This window comes from Sorangium sp. So ce426 (assembly GCF_051475585.1).
In the GTDB taxonomy this organism is placed as follows: domain Bacteria; phylum Myxococcota_A; class Polyangia; order Polyangiales; family Polyangiaceae; genus Sorangium; species Sorangium cellulosum_B.
Map to the genome: position 1 here is coordinate 939,501 of NZ_CP150341.1, position 22,008 is coordinate 961,508.

A 22,008-nucleotide genomic window follows, 5' to 3' on the forward strand; every position below is an offset into this window, starting at 1 on the left:
AGCTCGCCGTCACCAGGAGCCTCGCCGCCGCGGCGCGTCCCACGGCGGGGGCCGGCGGGCATCGGGGCGCCGGGGGGACGGGCGAAAGTGCTGCCAGCGCTCGTGCTCGCGCCGGGCGCGCCCTGCCATGAAGATGCGGACGAGGAAGAGCCCGGCGACGAACCCCCCGAGGTGCGCGAAGAACGCCACGCCGCCGCCGCGCACGCCGATGGAGCCGAGCCCGTTCAGCAGGTTCACGACGAAGTACTCGAGGATGACCAGCCACGCCGGGAGCTCCAGGAACAGCCCGAAGATGAACCACAGGAGGAAGATCGGGTTCAGCACCGTGATCGGCGATCGCGGGTAGAGCGACGCGTACGCGGCCAGCACGCCCGAGATCGCGCCCGAGGCGCCCACCATCGGGATCGTCGAGCCGGGATCGATGATGACCTGCGCGGCCGCGGCGGCGATCCCGGACAGCACATAGAAGGCCGCGTAGCGGGCGCTGCCCAGCGCGTCCTCGACGTTGTCGCCGAAGATCCAGAGGAACAGCATGTTCCCGCCGAGGTGGGCCCACCCCGTCGGATCGTGCAGGAACATGCTGCTGAAGACCGTCCACCACGCGTCGCTCGGCGCTTCCAGGAGCTGCTCGGGCACGAGGCCCCACGCCGAGAGCAGCCGGTCGGGCGGCAACCCGGCCGCGATCGTCGATCGCATCCAGAAGAAACCGAGGACGTTGAGCGCGATCAGCAGGTAGTTGACGACCGGCAGCTTGCGGGTGGGCAGTTGGTCACGGACGGGCAGCATCGCGGTCACCTTAAGCACGCGGGCCCGTGACAGCATCCGCCTGCCTTGATAGACCCCCGGCCGATGTCCGCCCTGCGCCTCCACGACACGCTGACCCAGAAGCTCGCCCCGCTCGCCCCACGGCGGCCTGGCGAGGTCCGCATGTACTGCTGCGGCCCGACGACCTACGACGTCGCGCACGTGGGGCACGGCCGCGCCGCGCTCGCCCCGGATATCCTCGTCCGCCACCTGAGGGCGCGCGGCCTCCGCGTCGTCTACGTTCGAAACGTCACGGACGTCGACGACAAGATCCTGCAGCGGTCGGCCGAGTCCGGCGAGCCCCCCATGGACCTGTCGGCGCGGATGGCTCGCCTGTACCAGGACGACGTCGCCGCCCTCGGCTGTCTGGCGCCCGACGTCGAGCCGAAGGTCTCGGAGCACATCCCGGAGGTCATCGCCCTCGTCGAGCGGCTGATCGAGCGAGGCGCCGCCTATGTCGTCGAGCGGCCCGGCGACGTTCGCGACGTCCGCGACGTGTATTACTCGGTCCGCAGCTTCCCCTCCTACGGCAAGCTCTCGAAGCGCAACCTCGACGAGCTGCGGGTCGGCGCGCGCGTCGGTCCGTGCGAGGACAAGCGCGATCCGCTCGACTTCGCGCTCTGGAAGGGGGTCGCCCCCGGCGGGTGGGGCTGGGACAGCCCGTGGGGCAAGGGGCGCCCCGGGTGGCACATCGAGTGCTCCGCCATGGCGGGCCGCTACCTCGGGGCCGGCTTCGACGTGCACTGCGGCGGCATGGATCTCGTCTTTCCCCATCACGAGAACGAGATCGCCCAGAGCGAGGCCGCCCATCCGGACGACGCGCCGCTCGCCTCGATCTGGATCCACAACGGCTTCGTCAACGTCGACAAGGAGAAGATGGCGAAGTCGCTCGGCAACTTCGTCAAGCTCCGCGACGTCTACGCGCGCAACGACCCGGAGGCGCTCCGCTACTTCCTGCTCACGGTCCACTACCGGGGCCCGCTCGAGTTCGACACCCACAAGCGCGACGACGGCCGGATCGTGTTCCCCGGCGTGGTCGAGGCCGAGCGCCGGGTCGACTACCTGTATGCGACGCTCGATCGACTGTCCGCGCTCTCCGCGCTCGCCGGCCCGCCCGCCGGCGAGGGCGCCGCGCCGGAGCTGCCGGCGCGGCTCCCGAAGGGGTTCGCGGCGCTCGCCGCGCTCGCGGACGGCGCGCCGGGCCGCGCCGCCGCCGCGCTCGACGACGACCTCAACACCCCCGTCGTGCTCTCGATCATCGCCGAGGTCGCCAAGGCCGCCAACGAGCTCGCCGACGCCGCGCAGCGGCGGGGGAAGGACCAGGACGTCGCCCGCGCCGCCCCGCCGCTCGCGCGCCGCCTCCACGCGGCCCTGCGGTCCTCGCTCGACGTCCTCGGCCTGCTGCAGACGCCCTCTCCGGTCTACCAGGCCCGCACGCAGGAGCAGCGCCTCGGGCTCCTCGGCACGACCCGGCAGGCGATCGAGGCGAAGCTCGCCGAGCGCGCCGCGGCGCGCGCCGCGAAGGACTTCGCGCGGGGCGACGCCCTCCGGAAGGAGCTCGAGCGCGACGGCATCGAGGTTGCCGACTCTCCCACCGGTACGACCTTCCGGGTGAGCGCCTGAGGCGCGCCGCGCCCTGCGCGTTCCACGGCTGGCGCTCGCGCAGGCGGCGGCCCCCAGTGGACGAGGACCAACGGCAGATCTAGGTTTCGGCCCGATGAAGGCCCGCAGCGGTCCGCGCGCCTCGCACCTCCCGCGGACCAGAACGATGACGGACGACCATGGCTCGTGATCTCTACTCCGTGCTCGGCGTCTCGCGCGACGCGGACGAGGACAGCATCAAGAAGGCGTTCCGCAAGCTCGCGATGAAGTACCACCCGGACAAGAGCCCGGGGAAGGCCAACGAGCAGAGGTTCAAGGAGATCAACCAGGCTCACGAGGTGCTGAGCGACAAGACGAAGCGCGCGCTCTACGACGAGTTCGGCGAGGAGAGCCTCTCGCAGAACTTCGATCCCGAGCGCGCCCGCGCCTACCGCCGCTACGCGAACGCGCGGGCCGGCGGCGGGGGCCGCGGCCCCGGCGGCTTCGACGTCCAGGAGATCTTCGGCAACGCCCCCGCCGGCGGCGACCTCAGCGACATCCTCGGCGACCTCTTTGGCCGTGGCCGCGCCGGCGCGGGCCGCCGCCCGCAGCCGGCGCGCGGCCGCGGCGGCGACATCGAGCAGAACCTCACCATCGATTTCGTGTCGGCGGTGCGCGGCACGACGCTCCAGCTCCAGCGCGAGGGTGATCCCGAGCCGGTCACGGTGCGCGTCCCGCCCGGGGCCGCCGAGGGCAGCCGCCTGCGCATCCGCGGCCAGGGCGCGCCGGGCATGGGCGGCGGCGAGCCCGGCGATCTGCTGCTCAACATCCACGTCACGCCGCACCCGTTCTTCAAGCGCGAGGGCGACGACCTCCACCTCGACGTCCCCGTCACCCTGAGCGAGGCCTACCGGGGCGAGAAGATCCGCATCCCCACGCCCGACGGCGAGGTGACGCTCAAGATCCCGGCGCGCACCCAGACCGGCCAGGTGATGCGGCTGCGCGGCAAGGGCATCGCCCGCAAGGCGAAGGAGCCCGGGGATCTCTACGTGAAGTTCGTGGTGCACGTCCCCACCGTCGACGACCCCGAGGTCGCGAAGGCGATCGACGCGCTCGACGGCAAGGTGGAGGCGCCGCGCGGCGATCTCCGGTTCTGAGCGCGGCCTCCGGGCGCGGCGCGCGGCCGGGCGTCGTCCAGGGTGGATGGTGGGGGCTTTGAGACGCCAAAAGACGCCAAGAGACGCCAAAAGACGCCAAGAGAAGTAAAAAAATTTGGCGTCTTATGGCGTCTCTTGGCGTCTTCTGGCGGCCTCTTCAATCCGGTGAATGGGGGAGCTCCCCCACCCACCGGGAGCGCGGCGCTCGGACAGACGTGCGATGAAGAAGCTTTTCATGATCCATCCCCGGCCCTTCCTCGCGGCGGCTTTCGCGCTCGCCGCGTGCGCCTCGCCGGCGCCGCCGCTCCCGGCTCCGCGCGCCGCCGGCCTCTTCGCCCCGGCCGCAGGTCCGCCCCGGCGGGTGGACGCGCCGGCGCTCGTCGCCTCCTCCGCCGAGCCGCGCGCCCCGGCCGCGCCTCCGGTGGTCTCGCCTGCGGCGCCGGGCGCCTCCCTCGGGGACCCGTCCGCGGCGGCCGCCGAAGGCGACGCGCGCGGCGCCTCGCAGGGGCCCTCGATCGCGATCGATCCGCCCTACAAGCTCGGCCGCCACCTCGTGCCTCGCGGCCAGGCCGAGGCGGCGGAGCGGGATCGCTGGAACGTCGGGGGCAGGGGGGATCCTCCCGCGCCGCCGCCTCCGGCCGAGGGGCACCCGTTGCCGAGGATCATCGTGGACATCGACCACGTGAAGGGTCCGCTCAAGGCGAGCGAGGTGCAGCGCATCGCCCGGCGGCGCCTCTGGATCCACGTCTACTCGTGCTACCGCCTGCGCGCGTACCGGGACCCGACGCTGCACGGCAAGACCACGGTGCGGCTCACGGTGAGCCGCGCCGGCAAGGTCACCGGGGCGCGCGCCACCTCGTCCACGCTCTCCGCGCCGGACGTCGTCTCGTGCCTCACCGCGCGCGCCCGGTCGCTCCCGCTCCCCGGGGCCAAGGCCGGCTCGACGGTCGTGGCCACGCTGCAGGTCTATCCGGGCGACGAGCCGGTCGAGCCTCCGCCGTCCGTCCTCGCTCCTGGCCCGGGCGAGCTCCAGCCGGAAGCGATCTCCGCGGCCCTGGCCGAGGCCTTGCCCGTGTGGCGGAGCTGCTACGAAGAGGCCCTCGCGGGCGCGCCGGCGCTCTGGGGCCGCCTCGCGATCCGCTTCCACGTGACCGACAGCGGCGCCGTCGACGAGGCCTTCGAGGCCGAGTCGCGCTTCCCGGACGAACGCCTCACCCGCTGCGTGCTCCGGCGCGCGCGAGCGCTCACGTTCCCGGCGCCGGAGGGCGGCGATCTGCGCTTCGTCGTGCCGCTCCGGTTTTCGCCCGACCCGCAGCCGTCAGCACCCTAGTCGCGCGGCCAGGGTTGGCCGGATTTCTGCGCCGCCTCACGGCGGCGTCGCGCGGGCGGAACCGGCCCTGTTTCCTCGGGGCTTCGCCCCGTTCCACGCCCCGGTGTCCGCTCCGCGGCCGCCCTGGTTCCGCCTCGCCAGGTAAGGCTCCTCGCCGCGCCTGACGCTGCACCGACCTCGGAGGCCGGGTTCGGTCCGCCCCAACCGGGACGGGCCCCCTGTGCTCCGCGATACGACTCGCCTCTTCCCGCGCGCTGCGTGCGGTGCGAACGCTCCCGCCGCCTGCACGGTCGAGGCGGTCGCACAAGCAAACCGTGCAGCGACCCGCAACGCCAAATTGCGCCGCATGGCGTATGTGCAACTTTACGGTGGGGGAGGAGGCTCAGGTAACCCATGGATATCTCACCGGGCACCATCGTTGGGGGGAAGTATCTGCTGGAGAGGCAGCTCGCGCGTCCGTTCGCGCGGATCGCGCGCGACCGCGGCTCGGTCTGGGCCGCGCGCGAGCTCCGGCTGGGCGTTCGCGTCGCCCTGAAGCTCTTCGACCCCGACGCCGGCGCCACGGGGGAGATCCTCTGGCTCGACCGCTGGGTCCGCGCCGCCGCCGAGCTCTCGTCGCGGCACGTCGTGAGCGTGCGCGATCACGGCGCCGAGGACGGCGTTGTCTACCTGGCGATGGACCTGCTCTCCGGCGAGGATCTCGCGGCGCGCCTCGTCCGGCGCGGCCGGCTCTCGCTGGACGAGGCCGCGCGCGTCGCGGCGCAGGCCGGCGACGCCCTGCAGGCCGCCCACGCGGCGGGCCTCCTTCACCAGGGCCTCCGGCCGGAGAGCCTCTTCCTCGCGCTGGAGGGCGACGAGGAGGTCGTGAAGGTGCTCGACTTCGGCCTCCCGAGGGCGGTCGCGCCGCGGCTCGTCGGCGAGATCGCGGCGGAGATCAGCGCGGGCGCGCTCCACTACCTCAGCCCGGAACAGATCCGTGCGGAGCGGACCCTCGATGCGCAGACCGATCTCTGGTCGCTGGCCGCGATCCTGTTTCGCGCGGTGACCGGTCACCTCCCGTTCCCCGGCGACATCGCCAGCGTCGTCGCCTCGAAGATCCTGCTCGCGCCGGTGCCCATCGCGACGCGCCTCGCGCCGAGGCTGCCTGCCGCGCTGGACGGCTTCTTCGAGAAGGCGTTCGCGCGCGACCGGGCCCGGCGCTTCCGCTCGGTGGAGGAGATGGTGTCGTCGTTCGCTCGCATCGCGGAGCACGCGCCGCCGCCCTCCTCTGGCCTCCAGCGCCCGCCCCTGTCGGCGCGCGCTGCCGGGGCCGCCTCGGCGCGGGCGCCGGTCGCGGCGTTCGCGCAGGGGAGCGCCGCGGTCCCTCGCGCCGTCGTGCGGCCGGAGGCCGGCTCCGAGCCGCCGACCGCGAGCCGCACGACGCCGCCGGACACGCTGCTCGGCGCGGAGAGCGCCAGCGTGCTGCGCGGGCTCGCGTCGCCCACGCGGCTCGGCTGGCTCCTCCCCGTCGGCCTCGTCGCGCTGATGGGCGTCGCGACGTTCGTCACGCTCACGCGGCCCGAGCGCCCGAGGCCTGTGATGGCCGCGACCGGCGCCAGGGCGGCCGTGCTCACGGCGGTGCTCGCCGCCGGCAAGGCCCGGGCGGCGCGCGCCGCCGCGCTCGAGGCGATCGCCTCGCCGCCGGCGCGGCCGGCGCCTCCCGAGCCTCCTCCGCGCGGCGCCCGCGCGGCGGCGACCGCGCCCCAGGCCGCCGCGTCGTCGCGCCTCGCGCGGCCAGGCACCGCCACGGGGGCGGCCCCCACGGGCGCGCGCGTGCGCCAGAGCCTGCTGCCCGACTGAGCGCTGCGCGCTACGCGCTCCGGACCGCGTCGTCGTCGGCGGCGGCCTTCTCGGCGGCGGCCTTCTCGGCGGCGGCCCTCTTCTCCGCGGCCGCGTCGCTCGCCCTGCGCGCCTCCTGCGCCGCGCGGATCGCCGACAGCGCCGCGCGCGCGTCGCCGCGCGTCCGCTCCGACGCCGCGCGCGGGTCGCTCCCGTTCCCGATGCGCGCGCCGGTCATCGTCTCGAAGTAGCCCGACTCGACCCAGATGGCGCCGAGCGCGTGCGCCATCTCCGCGCCCTCCGGCCCGAAGTACCCGACCGAGCCGCCGTAGATCTGGCGCGGGCCGGCCTCGAGGCGCCGGCTGACGCCGCTCGCATGCGCCGCCGGCGCGCCGACCGCGCTGCCGCGCGCGAAGGCGGCGCGCAGCGCCTCGACGGGCGACGCGCCGCCTGCGCTCGGCCCCGCCGATGGATCGCGCTTGACGCGGACGAGCGTCTCGCCCGACGCGCCTGCCACGGTGAGCCCCGGCGCGAACGGCGACTCCGCGAAGTCGAGGAAGTAGAGGTGGGTCGACGGCGCGAGCACCCGCAGCGCCCGGTACACGTCGAACGGATCCGCGCCGCGCAGCGGGGCCCGGAACCTGCGGGCGAGCACGACCTCCTTCGCCTCGCCGGCCGCGACGCGCTCGTGCGCGGCGGCCACCTTCGCGGCGAAGTCCTCGTCGGCCACCGGCGTCTCGACGTGCTCCGGCAGGGCGTGTGGATCGAGCGCGGGCAGGCTCATCTGCTCTGGCCCGTGCGACAGCTCCCAGGCGCATCGGCTCACGGCGCCCTGCGACTGGCCGGCGATCATCATGGTCTGCGCCACGCTGTCGAACACGACGACGGTCGCGTCCTTCATGACCCGTCCGAGGTAGGCCTCGTTGGGCCACGGCTCGACGCCCAGGAGCAGGTGCACCGCGTCGTACGCGAGGAAGCCGACCCAGGCCTGACAGACGCCGGCCGCCAGGTCGCGCGCCGTGCCCTGTGCGTCCGGCGCTTTCGACGTGTCCGCCGCCGCGGCTTGCGCGAGCCCGTCCGCGAGCGTCGCGAACGGGTCGAACCCGCTCGGGAGGAGGGTCTCGGCGCGCGCCCTGTAGCCGAGGATCGCGTAGCGGCCCCAGCGCTCGCCGGGCAGGGCGGACTCGAGCATGAACGACGATCGGCCCGGCGACTGGGCGCGGAGCGCGGCGTAGGCGCGGACCGGCGTGACGTGATCGGCCGGCAGCGTACGGGTCACGACGGAGCTCATCGCGGCCCAGCCTACACGACGTTGCGCCGCGCGGAGAAGGCGGGCAAGGTAGCTCGAAGGACGCGGTGCGAAGCGCGAAAGCCCTTTCTTCGACCCTTCGTCTGGCTGCCTGCGGCGGCTGGCTGAGCGCCTGCGGCGGCTGGCTGAGCGCCTGCGGCGGCTGGCTGAGCGCCTGCGGCGGCTTGCTGATCGCCTGCGGCGGCGTGCAGCCCGTCCCGGAGGGCGCGAGCACAACGGTCGTCTCCCTGCGGAAGATCGACTGCGAGGCGTGCGGCGCCGAGCTCGTCGCGGATCTCCGCGAGCGCCCGGGCGTCTATTCGGCCGCCTTCGACAGGCGCCGCGCCGAGATCTCCGTCACCGCGTCGCGGTCGTTCGACGTCGCGGGGACCGTGAAGCGGCTCGCCGCCGACGAGGGGTTCGAGGCGGTGCTCGGCGCCGGCCAGGGGCAGTACCTCGGCTGGGCGACGTTCCCCGAGGGCGCGGACGCCCGGACGATCGAGGACGGCGGCGCGGACATCCCCGACCTCGGCGCCCACATCGTCCCGGGCAAAGTCACGGTCATCGACTTCGTGGCGGCCTGGTGCATGCCCTGCCGCAAGCTGGACGCGCACATGGTCACGGTGCTCGAGGCCCGCAAGGACGTCGCGTACCGCAAGCTCGACATCGTCGACTGGGACAGCCCGCTCGCCCGGCGGTACCTGAAGCAGGTCTCGAAGCTGCCGTACGTGATCGTCTTCGACACGTCGGGCGCGCGGGCCGAGGCGATCGCCGGCCTCGCGCTCGACGAGCTCGACGCGGCGATCGAGCGCGGCGCGCGGCGCTGAGCCCGCGCCGGCGCTGAGCCGGCGCCGGCCCGGGCGCGCGCGTGCGTCCATGCTGCGCGCGCGGCGGGCCAGGCGTCGCCGCCCGGCGAGCGGATCAGTAGTGGCCGAAGAGGTCCTGGATGCGCGACTCGAGCGCGACCGCGATCTTGTAGAGCGACGAGATGGACGCCGACGACTCGGCGCGCTCGATCTGCGACAGCAGCGACACGCTGAGCCCCGTGCGGCGCGCCATCTGCTTCAGCGTGAGGTCCTTGTCCTTGCGGAGGTTCCTGATCGTGTCGCCGATGACGCGGTGGAGCTGCTCCTCGGGCGTGCGCGCGAGGCCCTTCTTGCGCATGACGCGGGCGAGCACCTCGCGGAACTCGTCCACGTTGAACGGCTTCTTGATGTAGTCGACCGCGTCGAGCTTCATGGACGCGACGGCGCTCTCGAGGTTGGGGAAGCCGGTGAAGATGACGACGGCGATGTCGTTGTCGACCTTGCGGATGCGCTTGAGCACCTCGATGCCGTCGAGCTTCGGCATCATCAGGTCGAGGATGATGAGGTGGTAGCCGCCCGTGCGCACCTCTTCTTCCACGGTCGTGGGGTCGCCCAGCGTCTTGACCTGGTACCCGTCGCGCTCGAGCAGCGTCTGCATGTAGTCACAGATCGCGCGGTCGTCGTCGACGATCAGAATGCGTACAGCGGGAAGCTCAATTGCCACCTGTTCCTCCTCTCACGTCACGACCGCCGGAGCCGGCCGGTCGCCCTGGTCCGTTCTGGAAGGGGCCGCCCGTGCGGTCCCCTGCTCAAGTTGCGCGAGCAGGGGGCGAGGCCCTCACCGGCGCACCAGACGCCTCGCTCTCTGCTTCCTTTCGGCAACATCGGGATTCCAGTGACACTTTAACACGGCCTGAGCAAGTTGGGACGGGACATTTTTCTTGCGCTCCCACGATTCTTGGCTTCGTGAAACGTCCGGGGCGCCGGGGTGGCCTTGAAGTGAGCGAATTCTTGCCGTTTTTTGTCATCTGGCCGTCATGCGGTGCGCGGGCGCTTCCGGGGAAGGGCTGAGAGCTCGCGGTGCAGCGGTGGAGCCCGGATCATTTCGTCTTGACAAGAGGCTCGCTCTTGGCGATGTTGCGCGCCCGCTGTTCAGCGGGCGTTGCTCTTGGGGCAGCGAACGGGGCGTAGCGCAGCCTGGTAGCGCACTCGGTTCGGGACCGAGGAGTCGGAGGTTCAAATCCTCTCGCCCCGACTCAGTTCAGCTGGGGATCCACGAAGGGCGGCCTGATGGCCGCCCTTCGTCGTTTGGGGGTGCCGGCAGGGAGACCGGGAGCGGGGGGGCTCCTGGCCGTCGGCGGTTACGTTTACGGCTGGTCGTTTACGTCCACGAACACGATCACGAACACGAACACGAACACGAACACGCGCACGCGCACGCGCACGTCCACGTGCTCGTCCATGTCCGCGTGTTCGTGTTCGTGTTCGTGATCGTGTTCGTGCGCGTGTTCGTGCGCGTGCGCGTGCACGTGCTCGTCAGGGTAGGCATGAGCGGCTGCGGTCCTACCCCGTGCGCCCCGCGAGGTTGGCGATCACGGCCGCAAGCTCCGACGCCTCGATCGGCTTCGGCACGTGCGACTGGAACCCCGCCAGCAGCGCGCGCGTCCGGTCCTGTGCGCTCGCGTACGCCGTCAGCGCCGCCGCGGGGATTCGCCCTCCCTGCTCCGGGCTCTGCGCGCGCAGGCGCCGGATCAGGCTGTACCCGTCCTCCCCGGGCATCCCGAGATCGCTCAGGATCACGTCCGGCTTCTCGCGCTCGATCGCGGACAGCGCCTCGTCGACCGTCGCGACCGCGGTGATGCTCGCCCCCTTGCGCTCCAGCACCGTGGTCACGAGCTCCCGCGCGTCCGGCTCGTCGTCGACCATCAGCACCCGGACGCCCTGGAGCGTCGGCTCCAGCTCGTTGGACAGCGGGACCAGCCCGTCGGCCCTCCGGAGGGCCGCGATGGCGCCCCGGGGCGCGAGCGGGATCTCCACCGTGAACGTCGCGCCCTTGCCGTCCCCGGCGCTCTCCGCCTTCACGGTGCCGCCGTGGAGCTCGATGAGGTGGCGGGCGATCGCAAGGCCGAGCCCGAGGCCGCTGTGCGGCCGCGTGCTCGTGCTGTCGGCCTGGCGGAAGCGGTCGAACACGTACGGCAGGAACTCCGGCACGATGCCCTGGCCCGTGTCGCTCACCTGGATGCGGGCCAGCCCCTCGGCCCTGCCGAGCTGGATCGAGACCTTGCCGCCGCGCGGGGTGAACTTGATCGCGTTCGACAGGAGGTTCCACACCACCTGCTGCAGCCGCGTCTGGTCGCCCGAGATCGGCCCCGCGTTCGGGTCGAGCTGCACGAGCAGCTCGATCCCCTTCGCGTCCGCGCCGTGGCGGACCGCGTCGATGGCGGCGTTGATGATCGGCGGCAGGTCCACCAGCATCACGTCGAGCCGCAGCTTGCCGGTGATGATGCGGGAGGCGTCGAGGAGGTCCTCGACGAGCTGCGCCTGGAGCGTGCCGTTGCGCTCGATCGCCTCCAGCGCCCGGACGTGCGTATCCGGCTTCAGCGAGCCCTGCCGCAGCATGCGCGCCCAGCCGAGGATCGCGGTGAGCGGGGTCCTGAGCTCGTGCGAGAGCGTCGCGAGGAACTCGTCCTTGGCGCGGTTGACCTGCTGCGACTCGCGGTAGAGCTGGGCGTTGTCGAGCGCGAGCGCGGCGAAGTTGCAGAGCTCCTCGGCGAGCGCGAGATCCTCGACGGTGTAGCGCCGGCTCGGCTCGGTCGAGAGCAGCGTGATCGCCCCGCGCGTCCGGTCGCGGGCGCGCAGCGGTACGATCATCGCCGAGCGGACGCCGAGCTCCCGGAGCAGCGCGAGGTACGCCGGGTCGTGCGCGCCGGACCAGCACTCGTTGCCGGGCTTCAGCGACGCGGCGCGCTGCCACGCCATGCCCTCGACGTCGGGGAGCAGGAGCGACTCGCCGCACCGGAGCACCGCGTGCACCGCGCGCGGCACCTCGGGATCCGTCGGGTAGCGGGCCGGCAGATCCCGCCCCAGCGCCTTCTTCGTTTCGCTCGCGTGCACGGCCGCGAGCCGGCCCAGCGAGCCGTCCGGCTCGACGATGTCCACCACCGTGGCGTCGGCGATGTGCGGCACCGCGAGGCGGGCGACGTTGGCCAGCGTGCTCTCGTAATCGAGGCCCGACAGCGCGAGCTGCCGGCTCGCCTCGCCGATGAAGTAGCGCCACTTGTCGGCGAGCCGCTTCTCGGTCACGTCGCGGAAGACCAGCACGAGCCCGACGAGCTCGCCCTCCTCGCTCCGGATCGGCGCGCCGTTCGAGTCGATCGCGAGCTCCGAGCCGTCCTTGCGCAGGAGCAGCGTGGTGTCGTCGAGCCCGATGATGCCGCCGTGGCGCAGCACCTCGGTGACGGGGTTGTCGAGATCGTGGCGCGTCTGCTCGGAGATGATCCGGAAGACGTCGGACAGGCGGCGGTCCTTCGCCTCGTCGAGCGTCCAGCCGGTCAGCGTCTCGGCCACGGCGTTCATGAAGTCGATCCGCCCGGTGCCGTCGGTCGAGATCACCGCGTCGCCGATGCTCTTCAGCGTGGTCGAGAACTTGGTCTTGCTGACCCGGAGGTCCGCCTCGAGCTGCTTGAACTGGGTGATGTCGGCGAAGATGGACACCGCGCCGAGCATCTCGCCCTCCGGCGAGAAGAGCGGCGCGCAGCTGCCGAGCAGCATCCCGTGGGTGCCGTCGAAGCGCTGGAAGTGGATCTCCTCCGCGGGGACGGTCTCCCTGCGCGACAGGCACCGCGCCATCGACCAGTCGCCGCCCTCGAACGGCCGCCCGTCGGGGTGGAACGCGCGGTAGCGCCCCCAGCCCTCGACGTTCTCGGCGGTGGAGCTGCCGGCCCAGATCCGCTCGGAGGCGCGGTTCTGGAGGATCAGCTTGCCCTGGCTGTCGGAGACGATGATGCCGTGCGGGCTCTCGCTGAGGAGCGCGTCGAGGAGCCCGCGCTCGTGCTGGGTGATCACGCGCAGCCGCTCGACCTCGCGGCGCAGCGCCTCGATCTCCGTGTCGACCGGCGGCACCGACGCCGCGAGCGGCGTGAGCTCGAACGAGGCGCTCGCTGTCGGATCGAGGCTCACGATCGCGCGGTCGATCTCCATGACCGTGGGGCCGATGAGCCGCCGCTGCTCCGTGGTGCTGGCCGCGTCGTACAGCAATGCCCGCGCCTGCGCGAGCGCCGCGACGATCGGCATGTCCGGGCGTTCGGGCATAGAGCTCAAGGGATCCCACGGCCGCAGGACGCGAACAAGATGCTACGTGCGCGACCTGACAAGGAAATCGCGCCCGCGAACGTGGACTCCTCGCTGGACGGACTCATCCGGTGAGCCGGGGTACGCCCGCATCCCTGGAGGGCGGACGAGGTGCACCCCGGCCGTGTCGGCCGCGCGAGGATCAGCTGCGGGCTGCCTGGATCTGCTTCACGAGCTCGGGCACGGTCGCGAAGAGATCGGCGACCAGGCCGTAGTCGGCGACCTGGAAGATGGGCGCGTCGGCGTCCTTGTTGATGGCGACGATGACCTTCGAGCCCTTCATCCCGGCGAGGTGCTGGATGGCGCCCGAGATGCCGACGGCGACGTAGAGCGAGGGGGCGACGACCTTGCCCGTCTGGCCGACCTGGAGGTCGCTCGCGGCGTAGCCGGCGTCGCACGCGGCGCGGCTGGCGCCGACGGCGGCGCCGAGGACGTCGGCGAGCGGGTCGAGGACCTCGTTGAAGCGCTCCTTCAGGGCGCGGCCGCCGGAGACGACGACCTTCGCCTCGGTGAGCTCCGGGCGCTCGCTCTTCACCTGGTCGAAGGAGACGAACTCGACGCGCTCGGCCGCCGCGCTCGGCGGGACGACAGCGACCTGCTCGATCGGCGACGTCGACCCGGTCGGCTCGGCGGCGGCGAACGCGCTCTGGCGGACGCTCACGACCTGGACGGGGGTCGAGACGGTGCAGACGCCGTACGCGTTGCCGGCGTACATGGGGCGCTTGTACTTGAGCTTGCCCCCCTCGGGGAGGAGCTCGGAGATGTCGCTCGCGAACCCTGCCGAGAGCCGCGCCGCGACGCGCGGGAGCAGGTCCTTGCCGTAGGCGCTCGCGGTGCCCACGACGACGGCGTACGTCGCCGGCGTGCGGGGATCCGCGTTCGCGGTCCCCTTGGCGGCGGCCGCGACGGTCGGCACGTAGCGCTCGGCGACGTAGTCCTTGAGCGAGCTCGCCTGGGCGACGAGCACCTTGGCCGCGCCGAGCGTCGCGGCCTCGGCGGCCGCGTCGCCGAGGGCGTCGCCGATCACGAGGATCGAGTACGTCCCGCCGAGCGCCGCCGCCGCCTGCCGCGCGAACGTGACAGCGGAGTGCGTCGTCTTCTTCAGCTTTCCATCGGCGGCCTCGGCCACCACGAGAACGTCAGCCATGATCCCTCCTGCGCGACCCGCCGCTGCGGGTCGGGGTCCGCGTCGGCGGCACCCTCGATGTCATCGACCTCTTGTCCCGTCTCGTCTCGCTGCGCCCCGTCAGAGGACCTTCGCCTCGTTCTTGAGGCGCGAGACGAGCTCGCTGACGTCCTTCACCTTGATGCCCGCCTTGCGCGCGGGGGGCGGCTGGAACGCGGTGTACTGGACCTTGAGCGCCTGGTCCGCGGCGAGGTCGGCGAGCTTCACCTCGGCGAGGGGCTTCTTCTTGGCGGCCATGATCGCGGGCAGCGCCGCGAAGCGGACGCCGTCGTTGTACTTGAACGCGGGCGCGGTCTTCTGGGAGTAGACGCTGGTCGGCGCGACGATGCGCAGGTCGACGGTGACGACGGCCGGCAGGCGCACGCGGAGGGTGGAGACGCCGCCGTCGACCTCGCGGCCGACGAGGAGCGCGCCCTTCTCTTCCTTGATGGTCGCGGCGAACGTGGCGAGCGGCCAGTCGAGCAGCTCGGCGAGGATCTGGCCGACCTGGTTGGAGTCGCCGTCGACGGCCTGCTTGCCCATCAGCACGACGTCGGGCTTCTCGCGCTCGACGAGCGTCTTGAGCGCGCGGGCCACGAGGTCGCCGTCGAGCTTGTCGTCGGTGACGTCGACCCGGATGGCCTTGTCGGCGCCGGTGGCGAGCGCGGCGCGGAGGGTCTGCTCGGTCTCCTTCGGTCCGAAGGTGACGACGACGACCTCGCCCGCCCGCGTCTTCGGCGCCTTGCCGTCCTCGGTCAGGCGGAGCGCCGCTTCGAGCGCGTACTCATCGAACGGGTTCGGCTTCCACTCGAGCCCGGTCGTCTCGATTTTGTCCCCGGAAGCGGGGATCTTCACCTTGTTCGCGTTATCCGGATCGGCGACGCGCTTGAGCGGAACGAGGATCTTCACGGCTCGGTGGCTCCTGTTGCTGTGTGGTAACGCAGAGCGTAGTCCGCCTCGGCAAGGACGCGCCACGCCTGCGACAGCCGGGCCGGCGGACCCATGCGTGGACCCGGCGCGCGCGGCTGAAACAGCACGCCCGAGGCGGAGGGAGCCGGTCATGGCAGCGCCGACGTGGTGCGTCAAGCAGACGCGACGGCCTATTCGAAGGGCGCGAGCCATTGTGAGGGGTCTCGCGGAGCGCGGGGAGACAGAGGTGCTCCGTTGTGAGGAGGTGGCGGAGGGGGGTGGTGGCGGACGCGATCCGTTGAGAGGGGGGCGGCGGAGGGGGTTGGTGATGGACGCGATCCGTTGAGAGGGGGGATGGCGGAGGGGGTTGGTGACGGATCGAGTGAGCCCGGAGGGCCCGGCGGAAGGGTGGTTAACGGATCGAGTGAGCCCGGAGGGCCCGGCTGAGGGGGGTTGGTGACGGATCGAGTGAGCCCGGAGGGCCCGGCGGAGGGGGGTGGTTGACGGATCGAGTGAGCCCGGAGGGCCCGGCGGAGGGGGGTGGTTGACGGATCGAGTGAGCCCGGAGGGCCCGGCGGAGGGGGGGTTGACGGATCGAGTGAGCCCGGAGGGCCCGGCGGAGGGGCGGCCCCGTCAATCCACGCCGGTCGCGGGGGCTCCCTCGTCGATCGCTGGCTCGCCGGCGTCGGGCGGCGTGCCGCCTTCCACGTCGGTCTCCTCCTTGCCGCCCGAGCGCCGGCGTTCGGCCTTGGCCGTCTCCCGCTGGAGCGGCGCGAGCAGCCGGCGCGCCGTCTCCTCATCGGCCCCCTCGAGCTCCAGCATCTGGAGGACGCTGCGCACCACCTTGATCCAGCGGTTGCGCGCCCGGAGCTGCCCGCCTGGCGACTCGGCCGCTCCCGGCCGGTCCTCCGCCGAAAGGTGGATCCGCTGCGCGTCGAGCTTGCCGAGCTCGTCGCCCGCGGCGAACCACGCCTGCACCGCCTTGAGCAGGTTGCCCCCCGGCGTCGGCAGCGCCCTGAGCGCCGCCTTGGACTCCGGCGTCAGCCGGTCGCGCGCGAGCTTCACCTCGCCCGCCTCATCGCTGTAGCTCGCCCCGATGAACCTGAGCCCATCCGCGAAGAGCTGATCGCGGATCTCGAGGTAGATCGCCGCGTCCTCGGGATCGTCGGCCAGATCGGCGAAGCCGGTGAGCACCGCATGGGCGCCGCGGGCCTTGCGATCATGGATCTGATCGGTCGCGACCTGCTTCTGCTGGATCTCCGAGATCTGGTCGTCCGCCTTCTTCTGCCGCCGGTGCGACTTCAAGACGCCTTCGTGCGCCTCCTCGATATCGTCGATGAGCGGGGCGCACCGCTTCAGCGACACGAGGCGCGGCCTTTCGCGCTCCGGGTCGAGCCAGGCGCCTGTGATCTGGACCATTTGACGAGGAGAGAGGTCTTTGAGGGCCATGGTGCCTCCTTGGTTGTCCTCCGGCGACGCGCCGGGGAATGCACCATTCGTCAAGCTCTCAGTCCGGATGGGTATTGTAAAGGCTCTTGTGCTCGGCGCGAGATTTCGAGTCGGCCCACGGCGCGTCCGGGAGGGGCGCCGCGGCTCGATTACAGCTCAATTACAGCTGATTCGCGGCTCGAGAGGAGCTCGAGAGGGGAGGACGGTGTTATCGCCTGTAATTGCCTTTTGCGCCGGAAGCTCGGGTGGTCCGGCGCGGAGGTCTCTTCAGGTCCCCTCGCTCGGCGGCGGCTCCTCGACGTGGCTCGTCTGCAGATCGCCCCGAAGGCGTTTCCGCAGCTGTTCGTCCATGCGTGTCGCGTACTTCTCGTGGACGCCGAGCGCCGCGGCGACCTGGGCCCACGAGAGCTCCTGCCAGTACCGCAGCTCGATGAGGCGCGCCTCCCGTTCGTCGAGGCCGCGGAGCGCCGCGGCGAGCGCCTCGAAGGCGCGCGTGCGCGCGAGCGCGTCTTCCGGGGGCGCCCTGAGCCGCTCGCCCGTGTCCCCTACGAAGCGGGTGAAGGCGAGCGTCCGGCAATGGGTCATGAGCTGGCCCGACGCGTCGTCGTCGTCGTCGCTGAAGGGATCGCTTGTGTCGCGCATCGACTCGGCCGCGTCGAGCGCGGCGGCGGCGCCGGCGCGACGGATCGGCGCGTCGCGGGTCAGCTGCCGCATCACGGCGCCGGCGACCCGCTTCCAGGCATAGATGCCGAGGGGGACGCCGCGCGTTTCATCGAAGCCGAGCCCGGCTTCCAGGAGGGCCTGGTAGGCCGTCTGCTCGCAGTCCTCGATGCCCTGGCGCGTCCGCACGCCGTAGATCCGCGCGGTCGCCCTGGCGACGCGGCGAGCGAGGGGGAGCGCCGCCATGATGCGCTCCCGCGGAGGGTGAGGTGAAGGAGGAGGACGCCGGTCCCTGATCAATGCCGCCCGCCGGAGGTCCCGTCGTCGGGCGCCGCCGCCTCCTCGCTCGCGCCCTCGCCCTCGCGGGCCATCGCGCCGCTCCCGGCCGGGACGTAGCCCTTCGCCCGCAAGCGAGCGTGGAGCGGCGCCGCCGCCGGGTGGGTCGTGATGAAGACCGTGAGATACCTGCGGTAATCCTCGAGCTCCTCGGGGGAGAGCACCCCGAGGTACGGGCCGAGCGCGTCGGCGAGACAGGCCTCCACGATGGGATCGGCGTCGCCGGGCGGCTCCAGGTCGTCGTGCTGGTCGGAAGCGTCGTGCGTCATGGGGACCTCGCGCAGGGGGCCCGCGTGCGTGCGGCGCCCGTTCCTTCTCCTAAATCACTGCCGGGTGGCCGGTTCAGACAAGGAAAGCGACACGCCGGGATCGATTTGTCGCGCCCCGCCCCCGGAGGCGCGCCGTCGCCGGGCGCGGGCGGGTGCCGGGGCGGGGGGAGGGCCGGAGCGTGCGCCGAAGTGGGCTGCGGCCCTGGCCGTGGCCGTGGCCGGATGGCTGATAACAGCTTGAATTGACGTAGTTTTTCAGGAATCGGCATCGCCGGTGCATTTTCTTTGTCTGAACCGGCGCCCTGGTCGTGATTTCCATCTCAGGAGACCTCGCTGGTGGAACGCGGCACCTCAGACGGCTCAGGGCGCTCGGGCGGTGCCTGGGATGTGCTGGAAGGCACACCTTACCGGGCGGTCCGGGTGCTCGGGCGCGGGGGCATGGGGGAGGTCGTCGAGGCGGAGCACCGCGCGCTCCGGAAGCGGGTCGTCGTGAAGCTCGTCCGCCGCGCGCTGGCGCACGATCCGCGGTTCACGGACCGGCTGCAGGTGGAGGCGCGGGCGCTGGCGGCGATGTCGTCGCCGCACGTGGTGTCGGTCCTCGATCTGGGGCAGACGCCGTCGGGGCGCCCGTATTTCGTGATGGAGCGGCTCGAAGGGCGGACCCTGGCGGAGGAGCTCCAGCGGCGCGGTCCGCTGCCGGTGGCCGAGGCGATCGAGCTGGTGCGGCAGGTGCTGGCGGGGCTCGCGGCGGCGCACCGGGTGGGGCTCGTGCACCGCGACGTGAAGCTCGACAACGTGTTCCTGTGCGCGCCGGGGGCGGCGGCGCCGGGCGACGCCCGGGTCGCGAAGGTGCTCGACTTCGGCGTCGCGAAGGTGCTCGATGGTGCCCTGGCCGGCGCGGCGCCGGGGGCGCCGCCTGCGGTGGACGGGCCGGCGTATCCGACCGACGCCGGACTGCTGGTGGGGACGCCACGGACGGCCTCGCCGGAGCAGGCGCGGTGCCAGCCTGTGGATGCGCGGGCGGATGTGTATGCGGTGGGGCTGCTGATGTATACGCTGGTCGTGGGGCACGGTCCGTTCGCCCATGTCGAGGACGCGCTGGCGCTGCTGCGCGCGCACGTGGTGGAGACGCCGGCGCCGCCGTCGCGGTACGCGGCGCAGCGGCTCCCGGCGGCGCTGGACCGTGCGGTGCTGAAGGCGCTGGCGAAGCGGCCGGAGGAGCGGTTCCAGAGCGCCGAGGCGTTCGCGGCGGAGCTGGGGCGGATCGGGGCGGAGCTCGCGGAGGAGGACGGGAGCGGGAGAGCTGCGCGGACGGTGGAGGCGGAGGCGGGGTGGGGGCCGCAGAGCAGGGCGTGGTTCGAGGCGAGGCCGGAGGGTACGAGCGGGGCGGGCGCGGGGGTGGCGGGCGTGGCGGTGGAGGCGGGGACGGCGCCGGTGGACGCGCGGCTGTTCGCGGGGCTGACGCTTGCGAGCACGGTGGTGTTCTCGGCGATCGCGGCGCTGGTGCTGCGCGGGATGGGGGTGTGGTGATGGCGCGGGAGGCGCTGAAGGCCGGGGACGTGTTCCTTGACTACCGGATCACGGAGGTGATCGACGCGGGTGGGATGGGAGAGGTGTACAAGGCAGTGGAGGACTACTCGGAAGATGTCGTGGCGATCAAGTGCATGCTGCCACGGCACCTGAAGAGAGAGGACTTCGCGAGGCGGTTCCGGCAGGAGTGCAAGTTCTATCCGAAGCTGAAGCACCCGAATATCGTGAGGATGAAGAAGGCCGGGGTGTCGCCGGATCACGTGGCGTACATCGTGATGGATTACCTCGAGGGCAGGACGCTGAGGAAGCTCTTGAACAAGGCGTACCGTCTCGATTTCCTGAGCGCGATGCACGTGATGCTGCAGGTGGCGGACGCGATGACGTTCGTGCACTCGAAGGGGATATGGCACCGCGACCTGAAGCCCGAGAACATCATGGTGGGGACGAAGGCGGACGCGAAAGGGCACGTGTGGCTGCTCGACTTCGGGATAGCGAAGTTCGCGGACGGGGGGATGAACACCGATGATCTGCCGGACGTCGGGACGGTGAGGTACATCTCCCCGGAGCAGGTGAAGATGCTGTACACGAGCTCGAGGAAGGCCGAGCGCGTGGAGCGGGCGAGGCCGGACGGGCGTACGGACATCTACGCGTTCGGAGCGATCTTTTATGAGGTGCTGACGGGGAAGCACCTGTTCCTGGACGACAGCGAGCCGGCGACGGCGGAGGAGACGCTGACAGGGCACCTTGTTGCGGCGCCGGAGCCTGTGCACGAGATCGTGCCGGATTGCCCCGAGTTCGTGTGGCCGGTGGTGGCGCGGTGCATCGCGATCGACCGTGAGGAGCGGTATCCGAGGTTCGATGACGTGGCGCGGGACCTGCGGGGGCTCTTGAGAGAGACGGTGCCGGCAGGGCACGTGCTGGCGCAGCGGCTGGCGCGGGAGCGGATGGAGGCGGAGCGTCAGGCGGCGTTCGCGGGGGTGGCGCTGGAGGACAGCGCGCCGGTGGAGGAGGAGAGGGGCGCAGCGGGCGAGGAGGAGACGGAGGAGGCGCGCGGGAAGAGCGTGGAGGGCGGGATGGGGCGAGGCGGCGCGGCGGCGGCGAAGGGAGAAGAGAAGAGGGGGCGGCGGGTGGTGCACGTGGAGACGGCGCCGCTGGAGCAGTTCGTTGCGCCGGCGAGCGCGCTGCCGTTCGCGCCGGCGTCGAGGCTGCCGCGGGGGCGGGGGGTGGGGCATACGGAGCCGCTGCCGGCGCTGAAGCCGCTGGAGTCGACCGCGAAGCTCGCGGGGACGTGGGCGGAGCGGATGGCGCAGCGGACGGGGCCGCCGGTGATGCCGCAGGCGGGAGCGCAGGGGTACGGGGTGCGACCGCAAAGGCCGGCGGAGGTGAGGGCGGAGAGCTACGCGGTGCCGCCGCCGAGGGCGGCGGAGGTGAGGGCGGAGAGCTACGCGGTGCCGCCGCCGAGGGCGGCGATGGAGCCGCAGTACGCAGCGCCGTCGCAGCCGTCGTGGAGAGAGACGCACCGAGCGGCGGTGCCGTCGCGGCCGGAGGTCGAGCCGCCGTACGTCACGCCGCAGTACGTAGCGCCGCCGCCGTTGCCGGTGACGGGGCCGCAGGCGGTGGCGTCGTCGCCGTATCCTGCGATGGCGCAGCACCCAGCGGCGGCGTCGCCGCCGTATCCGGTGATGGCGCAGCAGCCAACGGCGGCGTCGCCGCCGTATCCGGTGATGGCGCAGCAGTCAGCGGTGGTGGTGCCGTCGCGGCCGGAAGCAGGGGCACCGTACGTGAAGCCGCCGGCGGCGCTGATGGAGATGCAGCGAGCGGCATCGGCGCCGCAGCCGGTCGCGGCGCGGCCAGTGGCGCCGAGCTCGGTGACGGCGCCGAGCGCGGGACCGGTGGAGGCATTGAGGAAAGAGACGCCGACCACGCCGGCGCCGGCGGCGCTGCTGACGCAGCCGCGGCGGGCGCCGAAAGCGTACGTGCTGGCACCGCTGGTGGCGCTGGCGCTGACGCTGGGGGGCGTGGGGGTGGTGCTGGGGCTGCGCTCGGCGCGCGACGCCGGGCCGGCGGCGGTGACGGGAGAGCCGGCGGCAACGGCGGCGCCGGTGGAGAGCGCGACGGCGAGCGCGGCAGCGCCGGCCGAGACGGTGCCGGTGGCGGCGCCGCCGGCCGAGGCGGTGCCGGAGGCGGCGAGCGCGGAGGCGGCGAGCACGGCCGAGGCGGTGGAGGCCGGAGCAGCGGAGAAGGCACGGGCGGCAGCGGAGGCCGATGCGCCTGCTCCCAAGGAGCAAGCGGCGGCGCCGAAGGAGCAAGCGGCGGCGGTGAAGGAGGCGGCGAAGGCAGCGCCTGTGAAGGCAGCGGCGGAGACGGAGGACGACGAGGAGTTCTACCCGATGCCGAAGCGTCAGAAGCCGTCGTTTCTGAGGGTGATCGAGGAGCGGAAGAAGGCGGCGCCCGCGAAGCCGGCGGCGCCTGCGAAGCAACAGGGCGCGAAGCCAGCCGGGCCGTGCGCCACGGCGGGGTGCAGGCCGTTCTAGTGTGTGGTCGCTGAGGAGAGAG

Annotated in this window: 16 protein-coding genes and 1 tRNA gene; 8 read left to right on the forward strand and 9 right to left on the reverse strand. The window is 72.5% G+C overall.

All coding sequences use genetic code 11. The features are described from left to right. Nucleotides 1–9: 9 nt before the first annotated feature. Entirely contained in the window at nt 10–786 is a 777-nt protein-coding gene (locus WMF44_RS03510) for a rhomboid family intramembrane serine protease (RefSeq protein WP_437297698.1), read from the reverse strand. 63 nt (nt 787–849) lie between these two features. Between WMF44_RS03510 and cysS the strand changes: the two genes are divergently transcribed. From cysS to WMF44_RS03530, 4 genes are all read left to right on the forward strand, one after another. Next, a complete protein-coding gene (cysS, locus tag WMF44_RS03515; RefSeq protein WP_437297699.1) occupies nt 850–2,427 on the forward strand; it encodes a cysteine--tRNA ligase in 1,578 nt (525 codons plus the stop codon). 158 nt (nt 2,428–2,585) lie between these two features. Next, nucleotides 2,586–3,542 (forward strand): DnaJ C-terminal domain-containing protein, encoded by a 957-nt coding sequence (locus tag WMF44_RS03520; protein WP_437297700.1) that lies wholly within the window; start codon nt 2,586–2,588, stop codon nt 3,540–3,542. Nucleotides 3,543–3,777: 235 nt separating this feature from the next. Then, nucleotides 3,778–4,872: an AgmX/PglI C-terminal domain-containing protein gene (locus WMF44_RS03525; protein ID WP_437297701.1), complete on the forward strand. Its 1,095-nt coding sequence runs from the start codon at nt 3,778–3,780 to the stop codon at nt 4,870–4,872. 393 nt (nt 4,873–5,265) lie between these two features. Next, complete coding sequence (locus tag WMF44_RS03530; RefSeq protein ID WP_437297702.1) at nt 5,266–6,711, forward strand: protein kinase domain-containing protein; 1,446 nt, start codon at nt 5,266–5,268, stop codon at nt 6,709–6,711. A gap of 10 nt (nt 6,712–6,721) precedes the next feature. Here the strand turns inward: WMF44_RS03530 and WMF44_RS03535 are convergent, their stop codons facing one another. Continuing rightward, nucleotides 6,722–7,981: a chorismate-binding protein gene (locus WMF44_RS03535; RefSeq protein WP_437297703.1), complete on the reverse strand. Its 1,260-nt coding sequence runs from the start codon at nt 7,979–7,981 to the stop codon at nt 6,722–6,724. A gap of 65 nt (nt 7,982–8,046) precedes the next feature. On the opposite strand from WMF44_RS03535, the gene WMF44_RS03540 reads away from it, so the two are divergent. Then, nucleotides 8,047–8,805, forward strand: coding sequence for a TlpA family protein disulfide reductase (locus WMF44_RS03540; RefSeq protein WP_437297704.1), 759 nt, complete (start codon nt 8,047–8,049; stop codon nt 8,803–8,805). Nucleotides 8,806–8,899: 94 nt separating this feature from the next. On the opposite strand, the gene WMF44_RS03545 is transcribed toward WMF44_RS03540, so the two are convergent. After that, nucleotides 8,900–9,508 (reverse strand): response regulator, encoded by a 609-nt coding sequence (locus WMF44_RS03545; protein ID WP_012233257.1) that lies wholly within the window; start codon nt 9,506–9,508, stop codon nt 8,900–8,902. A 457-nt stretch (nt 9,509–9,965) separates the two neighbouring features. On the opposite strand from WMF44_RS03545, the gene WMF44_RS03550 reads away from it, so the two are divergent. Further along, a tRNA-Pro gene (locus WMF44_RS03550) sits at nt 9,966–10,039 on the forward strand. A 308-nt stretch (nt 10,040–10,347) separates the two neighbouring features. On the opposite strand, the gene WMF44_RS03555 is transcribed toward WMF44_RS03550, so the two are convergent. From WMF44_RS03555 to WMF44_RS03580, 6 genes are all read right to left on the reverse strand, one after another. Next, complete coding sequence (locus WMF44_RS03555) at nt 10,348–13,095, reverse strand: ATP-binding protein (protein WP_437297705.1); 2,748 nt, start codon at nt 13,093–13,095, stop codon at nt 10,348–10,350. A 181-nt stretch (nt 13,096–13,276) separates the two neighbouring features. Further along, the gene (locus WMF44_RS03560; protein WP_437297706.1) at nt 13,277–14,281 is read right to left on the reverse strand and encodes an electron transfer flavoprotein subunit alpha/FixB family protein; all 1,005 of its coding nucleotides are present in this window, start codon (nt 14,279–14,281) and stop codon (nt 13,277–13,279) included. A 99-nt stretch (nt 14,282–14,380) separates the two neighbouring features. Then, nucleotides 14,381–15,208 (reverse strand): electron transfer flavoprotein subunit beta/FixA family protein, encoded by an 828-nt coding sequence (locus tag WMF44_RS03565; protein WP_437297707.1) that lies wholly within the window; start codon nt 15,206–15,208, stop codon nt 14,381–14,383. Between the two features lie 633 nt (nt 15,209–15,841). Continuing rightward, nucleotides 15,842–16,657: a hypothetical protein gene (locus WMF44_RS03570; protein ID WP_437297708.1), complete on the reverse strand. Its 816-nt coding sequence runs from the start codon at nt 16,655–16,657 to the stop codon at nt 15,842–15,844. A 267-nt stretch (nt 16,658–16,924) separates the two neighbouring features. Beyond that, nucleotides 16,925–17,563: a sigma-70 family RNA polymerase sigma factor gene (locus WMF44_RS03575; protein WP_437297709.1), complete on the reverse strand. Its 639-nt coding sequence runs from the start codon at nt 17,561–17,563 to the stop codon at nt 16,925–16,927. Between the two features lie 50 nt (nt 17,564–17,613). Further along, nucleotides 17,614–17,922, reverse strand: coding sequence for a hypothetical protein (locus WMF44_RS03580; RefSeq protein ID WP_437297710.1), 309 nt, complete (start codon nt 17,920–17,922; stop codon nt 17,614–17,616). 387 nt (nt 17,923–18,309) lie between these two features. Here WMF44_RS03580 and WMF44_RS03585 point away from each other — a divergent pair, with 387 nt between their 5' ends. Further along, nucleotides 18,310–19,452, forward strand: coding sequence for a serine/threonine-protein kinase (locus WMF44_RS03585; protein WP_437297711.1), 1,143 nt, complete (start codon nt 18,310–18,312; stop codon nt 19,450–19,452). After that, a complete protein-coding gene (locus tag WMF44_RS03590) occupies nt 19,452–21,986 on the forward strand; it encodes a protein kinase domain-containing protein (protein ID WP_437297712.1) in 2,535 nt (844 codons plus the stop codon). Before WMF44_RS03585 ends, WMF44_RS03590 begins: the two co-directional genes overlap by 1 nt. Nucleotides 21,987–22,008: the final 22 nt, after the last annotated feature.